The organism is Rhodospirillaceae bacterium, from assembly GCA_016712715.1.
Taxonomy (GTDB): Bacteria; Pseudomonadota; Alphaproteobacteria; order Dongiales; family Dongiaceae; genus Dongia.
The window spans coordinates 1,182,918-1,200,821 of the sequence record JADJQM010000001.1; the positions used below are offsets into that span (position 1 = coordinate 1,182,918).

The following is a 17,904-nucleotide window of genomic DNA, read 5'->3' on the forward strand; positions in this document are numbered from 1 at the left end:
AGAAGATGGCGATGACGACAATTGGGATAAGGAAGACGAGAGCGCGACTACTCACGGGCAAGCATCCCTTCGGGCAGGATGATGCCGAGATCGGCGTCATAGGTGATGGGCGTCGCCTCGTGCGGTGCCGGAATCGGCATGCTGCTGCGGCGGCCGACGGAAACCGTGACGTCCTTCTTGGCCGCGCCTTCAAGGTAGACGTGAGTCATGTTGCCTTCAAAGGCGACGTTCTTCACCGTTGACGTGAAAGTGGTGTCGGCTGCACCCTGACCCAGCCGCGCCGATTCCGGCCGCACGAACAGAATGGCCTTGTCCCCGGCCTTCAGGCCCCGCGGGTTTCGGCCCCTCAGCCTGCCGAACTGTGTGTCGACCGTGGCATAGCTGTCATCGGCCTGCGCCACCGTCCCGGGAAAGGGATTGTTCTCACCGACGAACGAAGCGACAAAGGCCGTCGCGGGCGCGTCATAGACGGCCTTGCCGTCGCCGACCTGCTGGATCACGCCATCACTCATCACCGCGATGCGGTCGGACATGGTCAGAGCTTCGCCCTGGTCATGCGTAATGTAGATGAAGGTGATACCGACCTTCTGCTGAATGCTGCGCAATTCACTGCGCATATGCTGGCGCAGCTTTAGGTCGAGCGCCGACAGCGGCTCATCAAGCAGCAGCACTTTCGGCTGGACGGCCAGAGCGCGCGCAATCGCGACACGCTGCTTCTGACCACCGGATAGCTCGCTGACCAGTTTGTCGCCCTGCCCCGCCAGCGCGATAAGGTCGAGCAACTCGTCGGCCTTCTTCCTGCGCGACGCCTTGTCGACGCCCCGGACACGCAGCCCGTAGCTGATATTCTCGGCAACCGTCATCAATGGAAACAGCGCCAGGTTCTGAAAGATAAGGGCAGTCGGCCGCTTGTTGGGACCGATCCCCGACATGTCCTGGCCACCAATCCTGACATGCCCGGAAGATGGCTCAAGAAACCCTGACACAGTGCGCAGGATTGTCGTCTTGCCGCAGCCAGACGGCCCCAGAAAGGAGAAGAATTCGCCGCCCTTGATGTCGAGTGTCGCGTTATCGACAGCCGTAAACTCACCGAAGCGGACCGTTACCCGGTCAAGCTCGACGCCCGCACTCATATGCCTGCCCTGTCTCTGTATTTTACTTTTTTTATAACCTTGCCGAGTTTCACCCCAAGATCAGGCGAGATCAAGCAGGAACGATCCTCGGCAAAAATGAGTCAGCCCCGGCGAACCGGGGCTGACCACATCCATTTCAATCGAGCTTAGGCAGCCTGGAACTGCTGCACGTACTGGCTGCGGATTTCCGCGTACCAGGTCGGCTCGGCCGGCCAATGCCAGACTTTGCTCAGCGCATCGCCCGGGAAGGCATCCTGGAAGTTCTTCTTATAGACGTCCGAGGTGAAGGCGTCGGCACCGGTGACCACCGGGTTGTAGCTTGAGCCTTCTGCCAACTGACCCGAGACCTCGGGGGTCAGCAGGTAGTTGATGAACTCATAGACTTGGTCGGTGTTCTTCGCCGCCTTCATCAGCGACAAACCGTCGAGCCAGGCGATGGCGCCTTCGGAGGGGGCGGTGTAGTTGACGGGCTTGCCTTCCTTCTTCAGCGACAGCGGCGGGCCGTCCCAGGTCTGGCCGATCCAGACGTCGTTCTCCATCAGGCCCGACTTGGTGTTATCGGCCGAATCCCAGAACTGCTTCACGAAGGCCTTGTTTTCGATCGCGAAAGCAAGGATCGGATCCCACAGCTTCTTGAACGATGCTTCGTCCTTGTAGCCGTCCTGCATGCGGTTGGAGGGCATCTTGCCCGACCCATCCCACCACAGGCCGATGCCGAGGAGGAAGGAATGGCCGCGGCCCTGGGTATGGCCTTTCACCGCTTCATCCCACAGCGAGCCGTAGCTGAGCTTGGTGGCATCGCCCGGATAGAGATCAGTGCGATAGGAGAGTGCCTCAGTGCCCCAGACATGCGGCACGTAATAGAGGCCATCTTCCCAGGTCCACAGGCTGGCGGCGCTCTCCAGGAACGACGGGATCACGTTACCCGAGTTCTTTATCTTGTTGGTGTCGAACGGCGCCAGAACGGCAAGATCCTTGTACTGGGGCGCGCGGTTGCGGGTCGGCTGGCAGAGGTCGAAGCCTTCACCGCCGGTCGCCTGCAGCTTGTTGATCTGCTCTTCGTTCTGCGAGAACGGGGTCTGGTTCACCTTGATGCCGGTGGCTTTTTCGAAGTTCGGAATCACCGGATCCGGGAACTCGTCCGACCACATCAGCAGGTTGAGTTCGCCCGAGGACGAAAAGGCATTCTTGGAAAAGAACGGGGCGGTCAGCCCGACGGCACCGATAGCCGTTGCGGACTGAAGTACTTTGCGGCGAGACAGCATGGCAGCGCGCATTGTCGCCTGCGCGGAAGTCAACGTCTTCTTTGTCATTCGAACCTCCCTGATGGCGGTGGGCGGAATGCCCGCCGCGACAATCATTCCCTGTAGATTTGCTCAGTTACCCTTACGTTTCGTGTTTTACTGTTTTGGAACGCCGATTATGCATTTCAGGCTGGAAAAGTGAATTCACGTTGCGGGGAAGACACTGCAACCCGATAAGGTCGCAGCGACATGGCTTTACCACCAGCCCGATAGTTAGTTGAAGTCGCGTGAATAGGGATGAACACCCAAACGCGATGTCCAAAGTGAGCGATCATGCCGGGCCATGAATAGCGGGGCAACGACAGGCATTGCAACGACAGGCATTGGCCCCCGCATCGTCATGCAACGGTAACATGAAATCTCTCGTCATCGATCTGCCCCCAAAGCGACTATGAGATTTGGACAGCACGCTTTTACCGCAGACGCGAATGGCCTGCAAGCCGGGGCCAGATTTACAGAACTTCTTGGGCCAGAGACGAAGTTTTCTTATGCCTGGAATTTGGGCACCACGCCTGATTCAGCCGGCGCGTTGCGCGGGCTGAACTGCCCCCTGACGAACGCCATTGTCAGGAGCGTGCGAACCTAGAAGCTGGGTGGTGAATTGGCCGTCACGACTTCGCACTCTTCCGTACCGACATTGCGGAAGCGGTGCGGCGTCCGGCTGTCGAAATAATAGGCATCGCCCGGGCCGAGGACGCGGATCTGATCACCGACAGTGACCTCAAGGCGGCCCCGGATGATGACACCCCCTTCTTCAGCCTCGTGACTGAGCATCTGGGCGCCGGTATCTGCGCCCGGCTGGTAATGTTCATGCATAACCTGGATGGCCTTGCCGGACATGTCCCGCCCGACCTGGCGATAGGAAACCGCGCCACCGGCCAGCTCGATGAGTTCAGAGGCGCCAAAGAAAATCTGCGGCCGGGGCTTCAAATCATCGGCAAAGAACTCAGCCAGGCTCATGGGGAAGCCGTCCAGGAGCTTCTTCAGCATGCCGACCGAGGGTGAGGAGCGGTTCTGCTCGATCATCGAAATGATCGCATTGGAGACCCCGGCCCGTTTGGCCAACTCCCGTTGCGACAAATTATGGGAATCGCGCAGCGCCTTGAGCCGCGCACCGAGGTCGAATCCGTCATTTCCGTCCATTCCGGCCTCCAACCACACCAACTCAAATGCTTAACAGCTTCGGCTGCTTGATAAGTATATTAATCACATAATTCAGATAATCAACGATTTTGGGCGTTATCCTTGCACCAATTGAATTGATCGGGCTGCCGCTTGTTTATTTTCTTTAGCGTGCTAATGTCGCGGCAACCCAACCCGCCCGGAAAACCTCCCGGAAAACAACCAGGGGATCAGCCATGTCGAACCGCACCACGAAATCTTTCGAGGCTACGCAATTCAAGCCGACGCCCAACAATCTTGAAGCTTTCTTCATGCCGTTCACTTCGAACCGGCATTTCAAGAGCAACCCCCGCTTGTTCGTCAAAGCTGAAGGGATGCACTTCACTAATATCGACGGCAAGCAAGTGCTCGATGCCACTGCCGGCCTGTGGTGCGTGAATGCCGGTCACGGGCGCAAGGAGATTTCGGAAGCGGTTTCTCGGCAGATCGCGGAAATGGACTACTGCCCGCCTTTCCAGATGGCGCATCCAGCTGCCTTTGAACTCGCCTCGCGCGTCGCCGCCTTGGCGCCGACGGGCCTCGACCATGTCTTCTTCACCAATTCCGGTTCGGAATCAGTCGACACGGCCCTGAAGATCGCCCTCGCCTATCAGCGTGCCAAAGGCCAGGGCACACGTACACGCCTCATCGGCCGTGAGCGCGGCTATCATGGCGTCGGCTTCGGCGGTATTTCCGTGGGCGGCATGGTCAACAACCGCAAATGGTTCGGCACCGCCTTGGGCGGCGTCGATCATCTGCCGCACACCTACAACGCCAAGGAAATGGCCTACAGCAAGGGCCAGCCCGCCTGGGGCGCCCACCTCGCCGAGGATCTCGAACGCCTGGTGGCCCTCCATGACGCGAGTTCCATTGCAGCCGTCATCGTCGAGCCGGTCGCCGGATCGACTGGCGTCCTCATTCCGCCGAAAGGCTATCTCGAGAAGCTGCGCGAGATCTGCACGAAGCACGGTATCGTCCTTATCTTCGACGAGGTCATCACCGGTTTCGGTCGCCTGGGCACCAATTTCGGCGCCGACTATTTCGGTGTGACGCCCGACCTCATCACCTGCGCCAAGGGCCTCACCAACGGCTCGATCCCGATGGGTGGTGTCATCGTTTCGAAGGACATCTACGACACCTTCATGGGCACTTCGGCCGAGAACGCGATCGAGCTGTTCCACGGCTACACCTACTCGGCCCATCCGGTTGCCTGCGCGGCCGGCCTCGCCGTTCTCGACATCTACAAGAATGAAGGCCTATTCGACCGCGTGAAGGATCTGGCACCGTATTGGGAGAGTGCCATCCACAGCCTCAAGGGCACCAAGCATGTCATCGATCTGCGCAATGTCGGCTTGGTCGGCGCGATCGAGTTGGAATCGCGCCCCGGCAAGCCCGGCGCGCGCGCCATGGATGCTTTCCTGAAGGCCTATGAAAAGGGCATGTTGATCCGCGTCACCGGCGACATCATCGCCATGTCGCCGCCCTTCATCGTGGAAAAGAGCCACATCGACCAGGCTGTGTCGATCATGGCCGACGTCCTCAAATCGATCGACTAACTACTGCAAATGCGGACCGGCTGCACCCCGAGGGGTCGGCCGGTCCGTTTACTATTGGAGAAGACCTATGCTTATCGGCGTTCCTAAAGAGATCAAGAACCACGAGTATCGCGTCGGCCTGGTGCCGTCGAGTGTGCGCGAACTCGTCCATCATGGCCACAAGGTCATGGTCGAGACTGGCGCCGGCGAAGGCATCGGCCTCGACGACCGCGCCTACAAGGCAGCTGGCGCAGTCATCGCCAAGACCGCCGAGGATGTCTTTGCCAAGGCCGAGATGATCATCAAGGTGAAGGAGCCGCAGCCCAGGGAAACCAAGATGCTCCGCAAGGGGCAGATCCGGTATACCTATCTGCATCGGGCGCCGGATACCGTGCAGACCGAAGGTTTGATCAAGTCGGGCTGCACCGCGATCGCCTATGAAACCATCACCAATTCCCGTGGCGGCCTGCCTTTGCTGGCGCCGATGTCGGAAGTCGCCGGCCGCATGTCGGTCCAGGTCGGTGCGCATTACCTGGAAAAGGCCCAGGGCGGCGCCGGCATCCTGCTGGGCGGTGTGCCGGGCGTGGCGCCGGCCAAGGTCGTCGTCATCGGCGGTGGCGTCTCCGGCACCAACGCGGTGCGCATGGCGATGGGGATGGAAGCCAATGTCACCGTCATCGACCGCTCGGTCGACCGCCTGCGCCAGCTCGATGAAATGTTCGGCAGCAAGATCTACACCTGCTATTCGACCCTCGACGCGATTGAAGAGCATGTCATCGGCGCCGACCTCGTCATCGGCGCGGTGCTGGTGCCGGGTGCCGCGGCACCGAAACTCGTCTCCCGCAAGATGATCAAGCAGATGCGCCCGGGTTCGGTCCTGGTCGACATCGCGATCGATCAGGGTGGCTGCTTCGAAACCTCGAAGGCCACGACCCACGCCGACCCGGTCTATGTCGTCGACGGCGTGATCCATTACTGTGTTGCCAACATGCCGGGCGGCCTTAGCCGCACCTCGACCTTCGCCCTCAACAACGCCACCCTGCCCTTCGCCCTGGCCCTGGCCGACAAGGGTGCCAAGAAGGCGCTGGCGGCGGATCCGCATCTCATGAACGGTCTTAACGTCCATGAAGGAAAGATCACCTACAAGGCCGTGGCCGACGACCTGAAGAAGAAGTACGTGCCGGCGGCCGAAGCCCTCGGCCTCTAAGCAGATCATCCGACTTTGCGAAGACGGCGGGGCCAGATAGTCCCGCCGTTTTTGTTTGTCCCCAACCCTAGGGCAGCGTGATCCCGCCGTCCTCGGAAAGCGGGAAGAACGGGTTCCACGCAATCTCCCAGGCATGGCCATCGGGATCGGCGAAATAGCCGGAATAGCCGCCCCAGAACACATCCTCCGCCGCCTTCAGCAACGTGCCGCCAGCTGCTACCGCCGTCGCAATGACGCGGTCGACCTCGGCCTTTGATGCGAGGTTCTGCGCCAGCGTGATGCCGCCGAAGCCGGTGCCGGCTTCCGAGATATGCGCATCCTTTGCAAGGGATGACCGGGGGAAAAGGCCGAGGCCCATGCCACCCGCCAGTTGGAAGAACACGACATCGTCATTGCTGGCGCTGGATGGCTTCCACCCCAAGCCCGTTTCATAAAACCGTCTCGCACGCGCGAGATCGCAGACACCCAAGGTGACGAGGCTGATTCTCGGTCGAATTGACATCGCTTTCTTCCTTCACAGATGGACAGCTATCCGACATTCCCCATCGTTAACCCGAAGGCCAGCCTCGCTTTCGGTGCATATCGGCCCGGCTTGGACAAAAGGCCCGTTCTGGGCTAGTTTCTGCGGGCATTGCCGGCCGTTTTGGCTGGCGCACAAGGTCATATCCGACCATCACATTTGAGATATATGGTTCTTTGTCATGAAGTATATAGACGATTGGATTGCCGAACGAAAAGTGGATGAGGTCGAATGCCTCGTCCCCGACATGAACGGGATTCCGCGCGGCAAGATCCTGCCCGCGACCAAGTTCATGAAGGGTGTCCGCGACGACGGCCTGCGTTTGCCGAGCTCCGTGTTCCTGCAGACTGTCACCGGCGACTATCCCGATATCGAGGAAGACACGATGGGTTCCTTCCAGGACCCGGACGTCTATCTGCGTCCGGATCCCAACACCATCCGTATCGTGCCCTGGTATAAGGACCCGACCGCGCAGGTCATTCACGATTGCTACGACGTCAACGACAAGCCCGTGGAACATGCCTCGCGCTATGTGCTGAAGCGTGTGCTCGAACTCTATGACGACAAGGGCTGGAAGCCGGTCGTGGCACCGGAGCTTGAATTTTATCTGGTGCAGGTCAACACCGACCCCGACCTGCCTTTGCTGCCGCCCATTGGCAAGTCGGGCCGTGCCGAGACGGGCAGCCAGGCTTACGGGATCGATGCGGTGAACGAGTTCGACCACATCTTCGAAGACGTTTATGACTACTGCGAGCGATCTGAGATCGACGTCGACACGCTGGTCCATGAATCGGGCTCGGCGCAGATGGAGATCAACTTCAATCACGGCAATCCGCTCGAACTCGCCGACCAGGCGTTCCTGTTCAAGCGCACCGTGCGCCAGGCGGCGATGAAGCACGGCATCTATGCCACCTTCATGTCGAAGCCGCTCGCCAACCAGCCGGGCTCGTCGATGCATATCCACCAATCGGTGGTGGAGAAGCGCACCGGCAAGACCCTGTTCGCCGATTCCAAGGGCCGCGATTCAGCGATGTTCCGCGCCCATGTCGCCGGCTTGCAGAAATACCTGCCGCAGCTCATCCCGATGCTGGTGCCGAACGTGAACTCATACCGTCGCCTGCGACCGCAGTTCGATGCACCGATCAACGTGCAATGGGGCGTCGACAACCGGTCGTGCGGCCTGCGCGTGCCGGTTTCCAGCGGGCCAGGCCGGCGTATCGAGAACCGGTTGGCCGGTGCCGATGCCAACCCCTATCTCGCCATGGCAGCCTCGCTGGTGGCGGGCTATCTCGGCATGGTCGAACGGTTGAAGCCGACCAATCTGATCACCGGCAGTGCCTATCGCATGGCTCACACGCTGCCCAAGACGGCTCAGGAATCGCTGCAGCGTTTCATGGCCTGCAAGCCGATCCGACCGCTCCTGGGCGACAAGTTCATCAAGGCGCTCTGGATCGTCAAAATGGCAGAGCTCGAAGCCTACCAGGACGTCATCAGCTCGTGGGAACGCGAGCATCTGTTGTTGAACGTCTGAACATGCGGAAGACGACCGGCAAATACTCGGCCAGCACCGCCGCCTCGCTTGAGGCGGCGGTCAGCCGGCTGTCGCGCCGGAGTGAAATCCAGATCCTGACGGCACGGGTGAACTTCAACCCGTGAGGCCTGGCTGCTGGAAGGCCACTCAATATCCCGTCGATCTCATCAAGGATTTTCACCATGACCGTACAAATGAAGCGCAACAGCACCGCCGAATGGCAGGCCCAGGACCGGCAGCATCTGCATCCGTTCACCTACCACAATGAACTTGGCAAACTCGGTGCCCGCGTCATCGCCAAGGCCGAGGGCACCTATCTATTCGATTCTGACGGCAACAAAATGCTCGACGCCTTTGCGGGTCTCTGGTGCGTCAACATCGGCTATGGCCGCAAGACGATCGCCGACGTGGCTCATGCGCAGCTCCTCGAACTGCCCTATTACAATACCTTCTTCAAGACAACCCACCCGCCGGTGGCCGAGCTTTCCAAGCTACTGGTCGACATGACCCCCAAGCAGTTCAACCATGTCTTCTATGGCCTCTCTGGCTCGGATGCGAACGACACTATCGTGCGCATGGTGCGTACCTATTGGAACCTCAAGAAGCAGCCGAAGAAGAAGACGATCATCAGCCGCATCAACGGCTATCATGGTTCGACCATGGTGGCGGCGTCGCTCGGCGGCATGAGCTACATGCATGAACTGGCAGATCTGCCCTTGCCCGGCCATGCCCACATCAAGCAGCCTTACTGGTATGGCGAAGGCGCCGGCATGACGCCGGATGAATTCGGCCTTGCCGCGGCGAAAGCGCTTGAAGACAAGATCCTCGAACTGGGCGCCGAGAACATTGCCGCCTTCATCGGCGAACCGATCCAGGGCGCCGGCGGCGTCATCATCCCGCCGGCAACTTACTGGCCGGAGATCCAGAAGATCTGCAAGAAATACGACCTGCTCCTGATCGCCGATGAAGTCATCTGCGGTTTTGGTCGCACCGGCTACATGTTCGCGTCCGAGCCGTTCAAGATCGAAGCCGACTTCATGACGCTCGCCAAAGGCCTCACCTCCGGCTACATGCCGCTCTCGGCCATCATGGTGGCTGACCGTGTCGCCGAAGTCATCAACTCCTACGGCGATTTCAATCACGGCTTCACCTATTCCGGCCATCCGGTTTCTTGTGCGGTCGCGATCGAAAACATCCGCATCATCCGCGAAGAGAAACTGGTCGAGAACGTACATGACGTGACCGGCCCCTATCTCGCCAAGCGCCTCGAGGAATTGCGCGACCATCCGCTGGTGGGCGAAGTCCGCTCCATGGGCTTCGTCGGTGCCATCGAACTGGTGAAGGACAAGAAGACCCACCGGACCTTCGAGCCCTTGGGCCAGACCGGCACCATCTGCCGTGATCATTGCGTCAGGAATGGCCTCGTCATGCGGGCGACCCGCGACACCATGCTGATGTCGCCGCCGCTCACCTGGACGCAGGAACATGTCGACGAGTTCATGAAGCTCGCCAAGATTGCCCTGGATGCCACGGCAAAGGATGTCGGCGTGAAGTAAGCGCCGGAAAACTGACGAAACGATCCCGCGGCCGTCCGGGTTCATCCCCGGACGGCCGCGGTTTGAATTGAAGATTTCGCCGCGAGCGACGTAAAAACGAATGGTGTTCAGATAATCTTTCGCGCGCGTAGACCGGCAATCTCGGCATCCTCCATCGACAACAGTTCGCGCAGCACATTGTCGGTATCCTGACCGCAGACCGGTGGCGCCAGGCGGTAATCGACCGGTGTGTCCGAAAGCTTGATCGGGCTGCCGATGAGGTCGACTTGGCCGGAGCCGGCAGTTGCATGCGGCATCGAGATCTTCATCTCGCGGGCCAGCACCTGCGGATCCTTGAAGACCTGGTCGATGTTATTGACCGGCCCCACCGGCACGCCCAGCGCATTGAGACCATCGATCCAATATTGCTGCGGCTTCTGCTCCGTGAGCGCGTTGATCATCTGATAGATCAGCACGCGGTTGCGCACCCGCGCCGGATTGGTGGCGAAACGCTCGTCGGTCGCCCAATCCGGCACCCCGGCAAAGCCGCAGAATTTTTCGAACTGGCTATCATTGCCAACCGCCAGGATGAAGAATCCATCCGAACAGCGCACGACTGAATAGGGCACGATGTTGGGATGCTCATTGCCGAGCCGCTTCGGCACCTCGCCTGAGGTTAGGTAGTGCAGGCCGACATTGGCGAGATAGCCGACCTGTGAATCAAGGAGGCTCATGTCGCAGAACTGGCCGCGACCTGAAATTGTCCGATGATGCAGGGCCGCCAGGATCGCCACGGTCGAGTAGATGCCGCAGACGATATCGGTGATGGCGACGCCGACCTTGGTCGGCTGGCCGTCGGGATCGCCAGTGACACTCATGATGCCGCCCATCCCCTGGGCCAGGAAGTCATAGCCGGCCAAAGGTGCATAGGGACCAGTCTGGCCGAAACCGGTGATCGAGCAATAGATCAGGCGTGGGAAGTCGTACTTGATCTGATCGTAGGCGAGACCATAGCGCGCCATGTCGCCGACCTTGAAATTCTCGACGAAGATGTCGGAGCGTGCGATCAGGCGCTTGGCAATCTCCTGCCCTTCGGGCTTGGAGACATCCAGGGTCACTGAGCGCTTGTTGCGGTTGATGGAGAGATAATAGCCGCTCTCCTGGGTATCCTTGCCGGTGACGTCCTTCACAAAGGGCGGCCCCCATTTCCGCGTGTCGTCGCCGGCACCTGGCCGCTCGATCTTGATCACATCGGCGCCGAGATCGCCCAAGATCTGTGTCGCCGTGGGTCCCGCCAGAATGCGGCTCAAATCAAAAACGCGAATACCGGCAAGCGGTCCAGACATGCATTTCCCCGACATTGACTGTTTAAGCCAATGTCGGGGGCGATGCGGTCAAAAGCAAGCTGGATTTCGACGATTCAGACCAACGGCATGGGAAGCATGAGCCGCAGTATCTTTGTTTCCGCACCTTCGATGCCGAAGTCGTTGTCGTTGATAATCACCAGCGTATCCGGCGGAATGATCGCCACGCCTTCGATCTTGCTGGGAATATCATCGCGCTCGGTACTGTCGAGCCATTTGACCTTGGCAAGTGGCTTGATGCCGACGCCGGCGAGGCTCACCTGTTCCAGAGTCGGCACGGTCGAGGCATCATCCCATTCCGTCCCCAGGATATTGCTGCCGGAGGCCAGGTTGACCGCGTAAAGTATGGTGGTATGCGTCACCCGCTCCAGCACGACCAGCTTGTCGGCCGCGAAGGCGGAGAGTTCGCTGATGCGGACATCGGACTGTTTGTTGGCGTCATGATCGTCGGTGAAGGCCTGGTAGGGCTCCAACTCATAGACATATTCGCCGACCAGCTTGCCGGTCGCCGTCTCGATCTTAAAGAGGCGCGTGGCTTTGGCGTGCTTGTAGGTGGCCACATCCGGGTTGGCGAGCGGATTCTGCATCATCGCATAGAGGAACGCCTCATCCGGCGATACAGCGATACCTTCAAAACCGCGGTTGAGATGACGCCTGGCAAGGATAGCCGGAAGAGCAGCACGGATCCGGTAGCCGGCCTTGGCGAGATCACCTTCGATGCCATATGGCACAAGCCGCTCAATGATCCTGCCATTCGACGCCACGTGCACCAGGCTCGGTGCATATTCGTCGGCCAACCAGAAGGTGCCATCCGACAGTCGCACGAGGCCCTCGGTATCAAGTCCATTTGGATCGAAGGGCAGGCGCGCGCCAGCTTGATCATAGGCGAGTTCGGTCCTGGTACTTTTCAACGGATTGGGCAGTCCGGTGATGGGGCTGCCTTCCGCATCGCGAATATTGATCATCCAGGCAACGCGGAATGTGTTGTCCCTGCCGAGTTCGATGCGTTGGATCGATGGCACAAAATCCGGCTGCGGGAAGGTCTTTGCCGTCGATTCGTCGCGATCGACATTGGGGCCGCGATCTGTCACCGAATAGAAGACATTCTCCGGATCGCCCGGCACGTGGAAGAGCGAACTGCCGATACCGCGCGTCAGTTTGCCAGGAAGAGAAAGTGCCGGGTCGTCGCTGGTGAAAATCGCCCTATTCCCCCGATGATTGTCGCCTGAGGCTGTCCAGAGCCCCCTGCAGGATGAAGGCCGCGGCTGACTGGTCAACCATTTTCGCACGCTTGGCCCGGCTGAGATCGGCGTGAATCATGTCCCTGGTTACCGCGACGGTGGACAGGCGCTCGTCCCAGAATGTCATCGGCATGTCGCGGATCTTGGCGAAGTTGCTGGCAAACTGGCGCACGGATTGGCAGCGCGGCCCTTCAGACCCGTCCATGTTGAGCGGCAGGCCGATTACCAGCCCCCCCACCTGCCGTTCGTCGATCAGCTTCAACAGCACCTTCGAATCCTCCGCGAATTTTGTCCGCCGGATGGTCGTGATGGGTGTCGCAATCATATGTCCTGGATCACTGACCGCGACGCCTATGGTCTTCTCCCCCAGATCCAACGCCATCAGCCGACCATGGCGCGGCAGCTTCTCGGTTACCTCCTGAATCGAGGCGATGATCACGGCAGCAACTCGACCATCTCGCGCTTGAAGGGCAGCGCATCACCGATATCCGGCGCGTCAAACTCCTCTGCATAGCGCCGCCCGGCATAGGTCGCCGCCGCAATGGTCGAAGGCGCCCAGCAATCGCCGATTCCTTTGACGCTTGAGATACCGGCATCAAGCCATCGAAACTCTTTCGCTTTGAGGTCGAGATAGAGTTGGTCCAGCGGCAGGCGCGCCGTCACCAGCACCAAGCCATCCGAAGCAAGGGGCCGGGTGTTGCCAGTGAACACGCAGGCCAGTTGCATGTGATCGGCACGTGCTGCCGCAACAACATGGCTGACGATCACCTCGACACCCATATTGAGGAGCCGCGCCTGGATCTTGTCCTGTTCCAACGTGTTGCGGGTCCAGGTCGAGACTTCCGGCGCCGGCGTCACCAATGTCACGTGATGGCCGGCCTTCACCAGCAATTCGGCGCAGATGCCGCCCATGTAATAATGATCGTCATCGTAAAGCACGATGCGCCGGCCCGAAGGACGCTGGCCCGCCATGAGATCATCGGGTGTCAGCACCGCGACATCGGCTGCAATCGGCATGGCGGAGAGGTGGTGGTGTGCCACGCCATCACGCCGCCAGGCGCTGCCCGTCGCCACGACCACATGGTCGAAGCCGAACTCCAGGACCTGCCCCGCATCGAGCTTGCTATCGAGATAGACGCTGACATTGGGCATCTTGTTGATCTGGCCCACACGCCAATCGCGGACGCGTCCCCAGGCGCTCAGGGTCGGCAGGCGGCATTCGCGGGCGACACGACCACCAAGTTCGGTACCGGCTTCTGCCAGTGCTACCTCATACCCACGTTGCCCAAGGGCGCGTGCGGCTTCCAGACCGGCGGGGCCGGCGCCCACCACCAGCACGCGCGAGTCACTCTCGCGCACGCGGATGAATTCCGGGTGCCAGCCCTTGCGCCATTCCTCGCCCATGGCGGGGTTCTGGGTGCAACGACTGGGCGACATGGTCATGTCGCCGGAAACGCAGATATTGCAGCCGATGCATTCGCGGACATCGTCGATGCGGCCCTCGTCGATTTTGAGGGGCAGGAATGGATCAGCGATCGATGGCCGCGCCGCCCCGATGAGATCGAGAATGCCCGATTTCACCTGCCGCACCATGAGATCGGGCGAGGTGAAACGACCGACACCCACCACCGGCTTTGTGGTCAAGCGCTTGATGCCGCGCACGAATTCTTCCTCGGCGCCCTCTTCGGTGAAGCGCGACGTGCGGGAATCATTGCTCCAATCCGACAGCGTCACATCCCAGAGATCCGGCGTCTCGGCCATGCGGCCGATCACATCCTCGATTTCCGCGGTGTGAAGGCCGCTCTCGCCCATCAACTCATCAACCGCGATGCGAACTGCCACCGCCGCCTTGTCCCCCACCGCGTCCACCGTATCCTCGGTGATCTCGCGCAGCAGTCGCATGCGGTTCTCGAGACTGCCGCCATATTCGTCGGAGCGCTGGTTGAAGCGGCGCGACAGGAAATGCTGGATGATGGAGAAACCGTGCGCGGCATAGACATAGATGATGTCGAAACCGGCACGCTTGGCGCGGATCGCAGCGTTCTTGTGCCAGCGGCGCAGGTTCTTGATTTCGGTCGCATCCATCGCCCGCGCCTGAACGGGATCATAGTAGAAAGTGGCGATGGGTAGATGCGAGGGGCCGAGCGGCACTTCGCGGGTATAATTGTTGGACCCGTTCGGACCATTATAGGCGAGTTCTATTCCGGCCAGGGCATTCTCGGCATGGATCGCGTCGCTCATCTTGGCCAGCGCCGGGATGTCGCGGTCATCCCACAGCCGCAACTCGATGAAGGGCGTGATCTCCGAGGTGTGATGGATCTCGGCCTGTTCCGTGCAGAGGACACCCCATCCCCCGGCCGCCTTGTTCCCACGCATCTTGGCCACGGCCGAGGGATCGCGATAGCCCTGACCGTTGCAATGCGGGACCTGATAAAAGCGATTCTTCGCAGTGACCGGGCCGATCTTCACCGGCTCGAACAGGATATCGTAACGCGGATCGCGCGCCATGTTTCAAACGCCTTGATGTGGACCGACGGACGGTCAGTCGGTGAGAGGCCCTGGGGCCAGATAGGTACGGTCGCAATAGACCAGCGGCTTCACATTGCGATGGGCGGCCCCCACAACGCGGCCGATGAAGATGGTGTGGGAGCCAGCTTCGACGATGTCGTGGATAACGCAATCGAGATTGGCGACCGCATCGACCAGGGCCGGCGCGGCGGTGGATAGTGTCATCCACTCGGCGGTCGAGAAGTCGAACGGCTGGCCATTGCTCGGGCGGCCGGCAAAGGTATTGGCAAGCTCGCTCTGCTCGGCGCTGAGCGCATTGATGCAGAAGACGCCATTCTGGCGGATAGCAGCCACCGACGGACTGCGGCGGTTGACACAAGCGAGCAATAGTGGCGGCTCGGCCGAAACCGCGGTCATTGCGCTCACCGTGACACCGGTTTTGCCACCCGGGCCATCCGACGTCACCAGGTTGACCGCTGCCGCCTGCACGCGCATCGCACCCACAAAAACGTCGACGTCGACGCTCTCAAGCAGCGCGGCGGTACGGTCGACCAGGACTTTGGTCATCAATTCACTTCCTCAATTCGGTCCCCGCCAGCTTCTGGGGGTGATTCCATCTCATGAAATCGATCATGGGTGACAGTCTGCCGCAGGGGAAGGTATTTAGGAAATCGAATTCATCGAGGGTCGGCATCAAGTTTTTCTATTCCCCCTGGGAACTCGACCTCACGAGCGCAGCATGTCGGGCGCCGGACCGCAGGAAAGCCAGGGCGGCCAATGTGGCCAGCGCCGCCACCACCGCACCCCCGCCAAAGACGCCCAGGGACCCGCGTGCCACGATCCCGCTGGTGAGTGGCCCGGCAAAGCCAGCGGCATTGCCGATCAGCCCCACCGCCGCCGCGCCAATAGCGCCCCCCAGACACTCCAATGTCGGAATGGCCGTGGCGGTGGCGTCCTCCTGCCCTTCCGGTGCCGCCGCCATGATCCGCTGGTTGATGAAGGAATGGGAAATGCCGAATCCGATCCCGACCAGCGCCAGGGCGAAACCGACATGGAGGATCGGACCACCGGTCATGGTCACGGCCTGGATGGCAAGGCCCAGGGCCAAGGTGGCCGGCCCCGCAAGAATGACGGTGCTGTGCCAACGCGGCGGAAGCGAGGCGACACTCAGCGCCGACAAGGACCACGTGAGCGCGTGAATGGCCCCGAAATAGCCGGCCCAGGTTGGCGTCATGCCGCGATCGAGCTGCAGCAGATAGGGTGTGTAGACGAACACCCCGGCCTCGGCCATCGGCATCAGAATGAGCACCCAGAGGCCCAGCGACACGCGGTGACGCAGGCTGGGGAACACCGTCGTGATGAGATGCGTCGCCGCATGTCGGTCGAGCTTCAGCGCCAGGGCCACGGCGGCAATGCCGGCAACAATGGTGACGGCGCCCAGGAACGAACTGCCGATCCGGTCGGCGACCGCAATCCCGATAACGCCGATAGCCAGCAGCGAAACACGCAGCAAGGGCGGCTTGCCGACGAAGACACGTTCATGCTTGTCGCGCAGGATCATCCAGGCCAGGGCCTGCATCGGCAGCGGCAGCAGGGCGGCGCCGAGAAAGGCTATCCGCCAGGAAAAGAGCTCGGTGAGGACACCGCCCACCAGCGGGCCGAAGAAAACCGCGCCGCCCCATGTCGCCGCCAGCGTGCCGAACACGCGCGGGACCAAGCGGTTGTCGAACAGCTCACGCGTAATGACATAGGAAAGAGCGATGAGCACCCCTTCGCCAAGGCCCTGGATGCAACGGCCAGCGAGGATGAATCCAACGCTGGGCGCCACCGCCGAGACCAGGCCACCGACCATGACCACGAAGCCCGCGCCGAGCATGGCATTGCGCGCGCCGAAATGACCTTTCAGCATCGCCGTGACAGCGCCACCCAGGATGGTGGTGACGAGATAAAGACTGCCGACCCAGCTCAGATACTCCGCACCGCCCACGTCGCCGATTGCCGTCGGCATGGCGGTCGCTGCCATGTACCAGATGACAGCATGCAGGCCGACGCCGAGATTGACCAAGGCGAGCGGTGCGATGTTCGCGCGCTGCAGGAGGCGGGATGGCGCTTCTTCCGCGCCAGCTGCCGAAGATGATTGGGTGGCTGACATGCGCGGAACTTAGAAGGCGATCCTTGGAAAGTAAATGCTTTCTAAATTGGGTGCGGTGCGGTATTTTTGAGTCATGGCAGATTTTGGTCCCACCCGAGTTCTGGAAGTCCTCAAAGCCGAGGGCGCGCTCACCGCGTCGCGCGTTGGCCAGCATCTCGACATGACCGCAGTAGGGGCAAGGCAGCATCTCAATCGGCTCTGCGCGGCGGGACTGGTCACGTTCGAGGACAAGAGGCAGGCGATCGGCCGACCGAAGCGTTTGTGGAGTTTGAGCGAGCAGGGCCACGCTCATTTCGACGACCGCCACCGCGACCTGGCCAGCGAATTGCTGGCCGCCATCATCATTGCCAAGGGCGATGATGGCCTCGCCGATATCCTGGCCGCGCGCGAGGCGCAGCAGCTGCAGCGCTATCGCGCAGCGCTGGGTGCCACGGGATCCCTCGCGGAACGCGTCCGCCGCCTCACCGATCTGCGCCGTATCGACGGCTACATGGCCGAATGCCGCGAGGATACGGACGGCGCCTGGCTGATGACCGAAAACCACTGCCCGATCGCCCAGGCAGCGAAAGCCTGCTCCGGCCTCTGCGGCGCCGAGTTGAAGCTGTTCCAGGAAGTCATGGGCAAGAAGTTCAACGTCACCCGCACGCAGCATATGCTGGGTGGGGATCGCTGCTGTGCGTACCGGATTGAACATTCAGGCTAAGAGGCCCCGG

The 17,904-nt window shown here is 60.8% G+C and carries 15 protein-coding genes; 5 read left to right on the plus strand and 10 right to left on the minus strand.

The window, feature by feature from the left end:
- Positions 1-47: 47 nt before the first annotated feature.
- The 3 genes from IPK59_05910 to IPK59_05920 form a co-directional block, all read right to left on the minus strand.
- Entirely contained in the window at positions 48-1,133 is a 1,086-nt protein-coding gene (locus IPK59_05910; protein MBK8158320.1) for an ABC transporter ATP-binding protein, read from the minus strand.
- Between the two features lie 146 nt (positions 1,134-1,279).
- The gene (locus IPK59_05915; protein MBK8158321.1) at positions 1,280-2,494 is read right to left on the minus strand and encodes an extracellular solute-binding protein; all 1,215 of its coding nucleotides are present in this window, start codon (positions 2,492-2,494) and stop codon (positions 1,280-1,282) included.
- A 525-nt stretch (positions 2,495-3,019) separates the two neighbouring features.
- Positions 3,020-3,580: a cupin domain-containing protein gene (locus IPK59_05920; protein ID MBK8158322.1), complete on the minus strand. Its 561-nt coding sequence runs from the start codon at positions 3,578-3,580 to the stop codon at positions 3,020-3,022.
- A gap of 215 nt (positions 3,581-3,795) precedes the next feature.
- Here IPK59_05920 and IPK59_05925 point away from each other — a divergent pair, with 215 nt between their 5' ends.
- Complete coding sequence (locus tag IPK59_05925; GenBank protein ID MBK8158323.1) at positions 3,796-5,154, plus strand: aspartate aminotransferase family protein; 1,359 nt, start codon at positions 3,796-3,798, stop codon at positions 5,152-5,154.
- A 67-nt stretch (positions 5,155-5,221) separates the two neighbouring features.
- Entirely contained in the window at positions 5,222-6,340 is a 1,119-nt protein-coding gene (ald, locus tag IPK59_05930) for an alanine dehydrogenase (GenBank protein ID MBK8158324.1), read from the plus strand.
- 67 nt (positions 6,341-6,407) lie between these two features.
- Here the strand turns inward: ald and IPK59_05935 are convergent, their stop codons facing one another.
- Complete coding sequence (locus IPK59_05935) at positions 6,408-6,836, minus strand: VOC family protein (GenBank protein ID MBK8158325.1); 429 nt, start codon at positions 6,834-6,836, stop codon at positions 6,408-6,410.
- A gap of 205 nt (positions 6,837-7,041) precedes the next feature.
- Here IPK59_05935 and IPK59_05940 point away from each other — a divergent pair, with 205 nt between their 5' ends.
- Both IPK59_05940 and IPK59_05945 read left to right on the plus strand, forming a co-directional pair.
- Positions 7,042-8,391: a glutamine synthetase gene (locus IPK59_05940; protein MBK8158326.1), complete on the plus strand. Its 1,350-nt coding sequence runs from the start codon at positions 7,042-7,044 to the stop codon at positions 8,389-8,391.
- Positions 8,392-8,585: 194 nt separating this feature from the next.
- Complete coding sequence (locus tag IPK59_05945; protein MBK8158327.1) at positions 8,586-9,947, plus strand: aspartate aminotransferase family protein; 1,362 nt, start codon at positions 8,586-8,588, stop codon at positions 9,945-9,947.
- Between the two features lie 107 nt (positions 9,948-10,054).
- On the opposite strand, the gene IPK59_05950 is transcribed toward IPK59_05945, so the two are convergent.
- The 6 genes from IPK59_05950 to IPK59_05975 all read right to left on the minus strand — a co-directional run bounded on the left by IPK59_05950 (position 10,055) and on the right by IPK59_05975 (position 17,191).
- Positions 10,055-11,272, minus strand: a complete 1,218-nt coding sequence (locus IPK59_05950; protein ID MBK8158328.1) for a CoA transferase — start codon at positions 11,270-11,272, stop codon at positions 10,055-10,057.
- Between the two features lie 74 nt (positions 11,273-11,346).
- On the minus strand, positions 11,347-12,414 hold the full coding sequence (locus IPK59_05955; protein MBK8158329.1) for an esterase-like activity of phytase family protein: 1,068 nt from the start codon (positions 12,412-12,414) through the stop codon (positions 11,347-11,349).
- 79 nt (positions 12,415-12,493) lie between these two features.
- The gene (gene ruvX / locus IPK59_05960; protein ID MBK8158330.1) at positions 12,494-12,970 is read right to left on the minus strand and encodes a Holliday junction resolvase RuvX; all 477 of its coding nucleotides are present in this window, start codon (positions 12,968-12,970) and stop codon (positions 12,494-12,496) included.
- Positions 12,967-15,039 carry an FAD-dependent oxidoreductase gene (locus IPK59_05965; protein ID MBK8158331.1) on the minus strand — a complete coding sequence of 691 codons (2,073 nt, stop codon included), beginning with the start codon at positions 15,037-15,039 and terminating at the stop codon, positions 12,967-12,969. The genes ruvX and IPK59_05965 overlap by 4 nt, the downstream gene beginning before the upstream one ends.
- Before the next feature lie 33 nt (positions 15,040-15,072).
- On the minus strand, positions 15,073-15,606 hold the full coding sequence (locus tag IPK59_05970; protein ID MBK8158332.1) for a flavin reductase family protein: 534 nt from the start codon (positions 15,604-15,606) through the stop codon (positions 15,073-15,075).
- Between the two features lie 136 nt (positions 15,607-15,742).
- Entirely contained in the window at positions 15,743-17,191 is a 1,449-nt protein-coding gene (locus IPK59_05975) for an MFS transporter (GenBank protein ID MBK8158333.1), read from the minus strand.
- A gap of 73 nt (positions 17,192-17,264) precedes the next feature.
- Between IPK59_05975 and IPK59_05980 the strand changes: the two genes are divergently transcribed.
- Complete coding sequence (locus IPK59_05980; protein MBK8158334.1) at positions 17,265-17,894, plus strand: transcriptional regulator; 630 nt, start codon at positions 17,265-17,267, stop codon at positions 17,892-17,894.
- Positions 17,895-17,904 lie beyond the last annotated feature (10 nt).

Coding starts and splice junctions, on each gene's coding strand:
- IPK59_05970 (MBK8158332.1), bottom strand. CDS start 15,606: ATGACCAAAGTCCTGGTCGACCGTACCGCCGCGCTGCTTGAGAGCGTC.
- ald (MBK8158324.1), top strand. CDS start 5,222: ATGCTTATCGGCGTTCCTAAAGAGATCAAGAACCACGAGTATCGCGTC.
- IPK59_05940 (MBK8158326.1), top strand. CDS start 7,042: ATGAAGTATATAGACGATTGGATTGCCGAACGAAAAGTGGATGAGGTC.
- IPK59_05975 (MBK8158333.1), bottom strand. CDS start 17,191: ATGTCAGCCACCCAATCATCTTCGGCAGCTGGCGCGGAAGAAGCGCCA.
- IPK59_05950 (MBK8158328.1), bottom strand. CDS start 11,272: ATGTCTGGACCGCTTGCCGGTATTCGCGTTTTTGATTTGAGCCGCATT.
- IPK59_05915 (MBK8158321.1), bottom strand. CDS start 2,494: ATGATTGTCGCGGCGGGCATTCCGCCCACCGCCATCAGGGAGGTTCGA.
- IPK59_05925 (MBK8158323.1), top strand. CDS start 3,796: ATGTCGAACCGCACCACGAAATCTTTCGAGGCTACGCAATTCAAGCCG.
- IPK59_05965 (MBK8158331.1), bottom strand. CDS start 15,039: ATGGCGCGCGATCCGCGTTACGATATCCTGTTCGAGCCGGTGAAGATC.
- IPK59_05910 (MBK8158320.1), bottom strand. CDS start 1,133: ATGAGTGCGGGCGTCGAGCTTGACCGGGTAACGGTCCGCTTCGGTGAG.
- IPK59_05945 (MBK8158327.1), top strand. CDS start 8,586: ATGAAGCGCAACAGCACCGCCGAATGGCAGGCCCAGGACCGGCAGCAT.
- IPK59_05980 (MBK8158334.1), top strand. CDS start 17,265: ATGGCAGATTTTGGTCCCACCCGAGTTCTGGAAGTCCTCAAAGCCGAG.
- IPK59_05920 (MBK8158322.1), bottom strand. CDS start 3,580: ATGGACGGAAATGACGGATTCGACCTCGGTGCGCGGCTCAAGGCGCTG.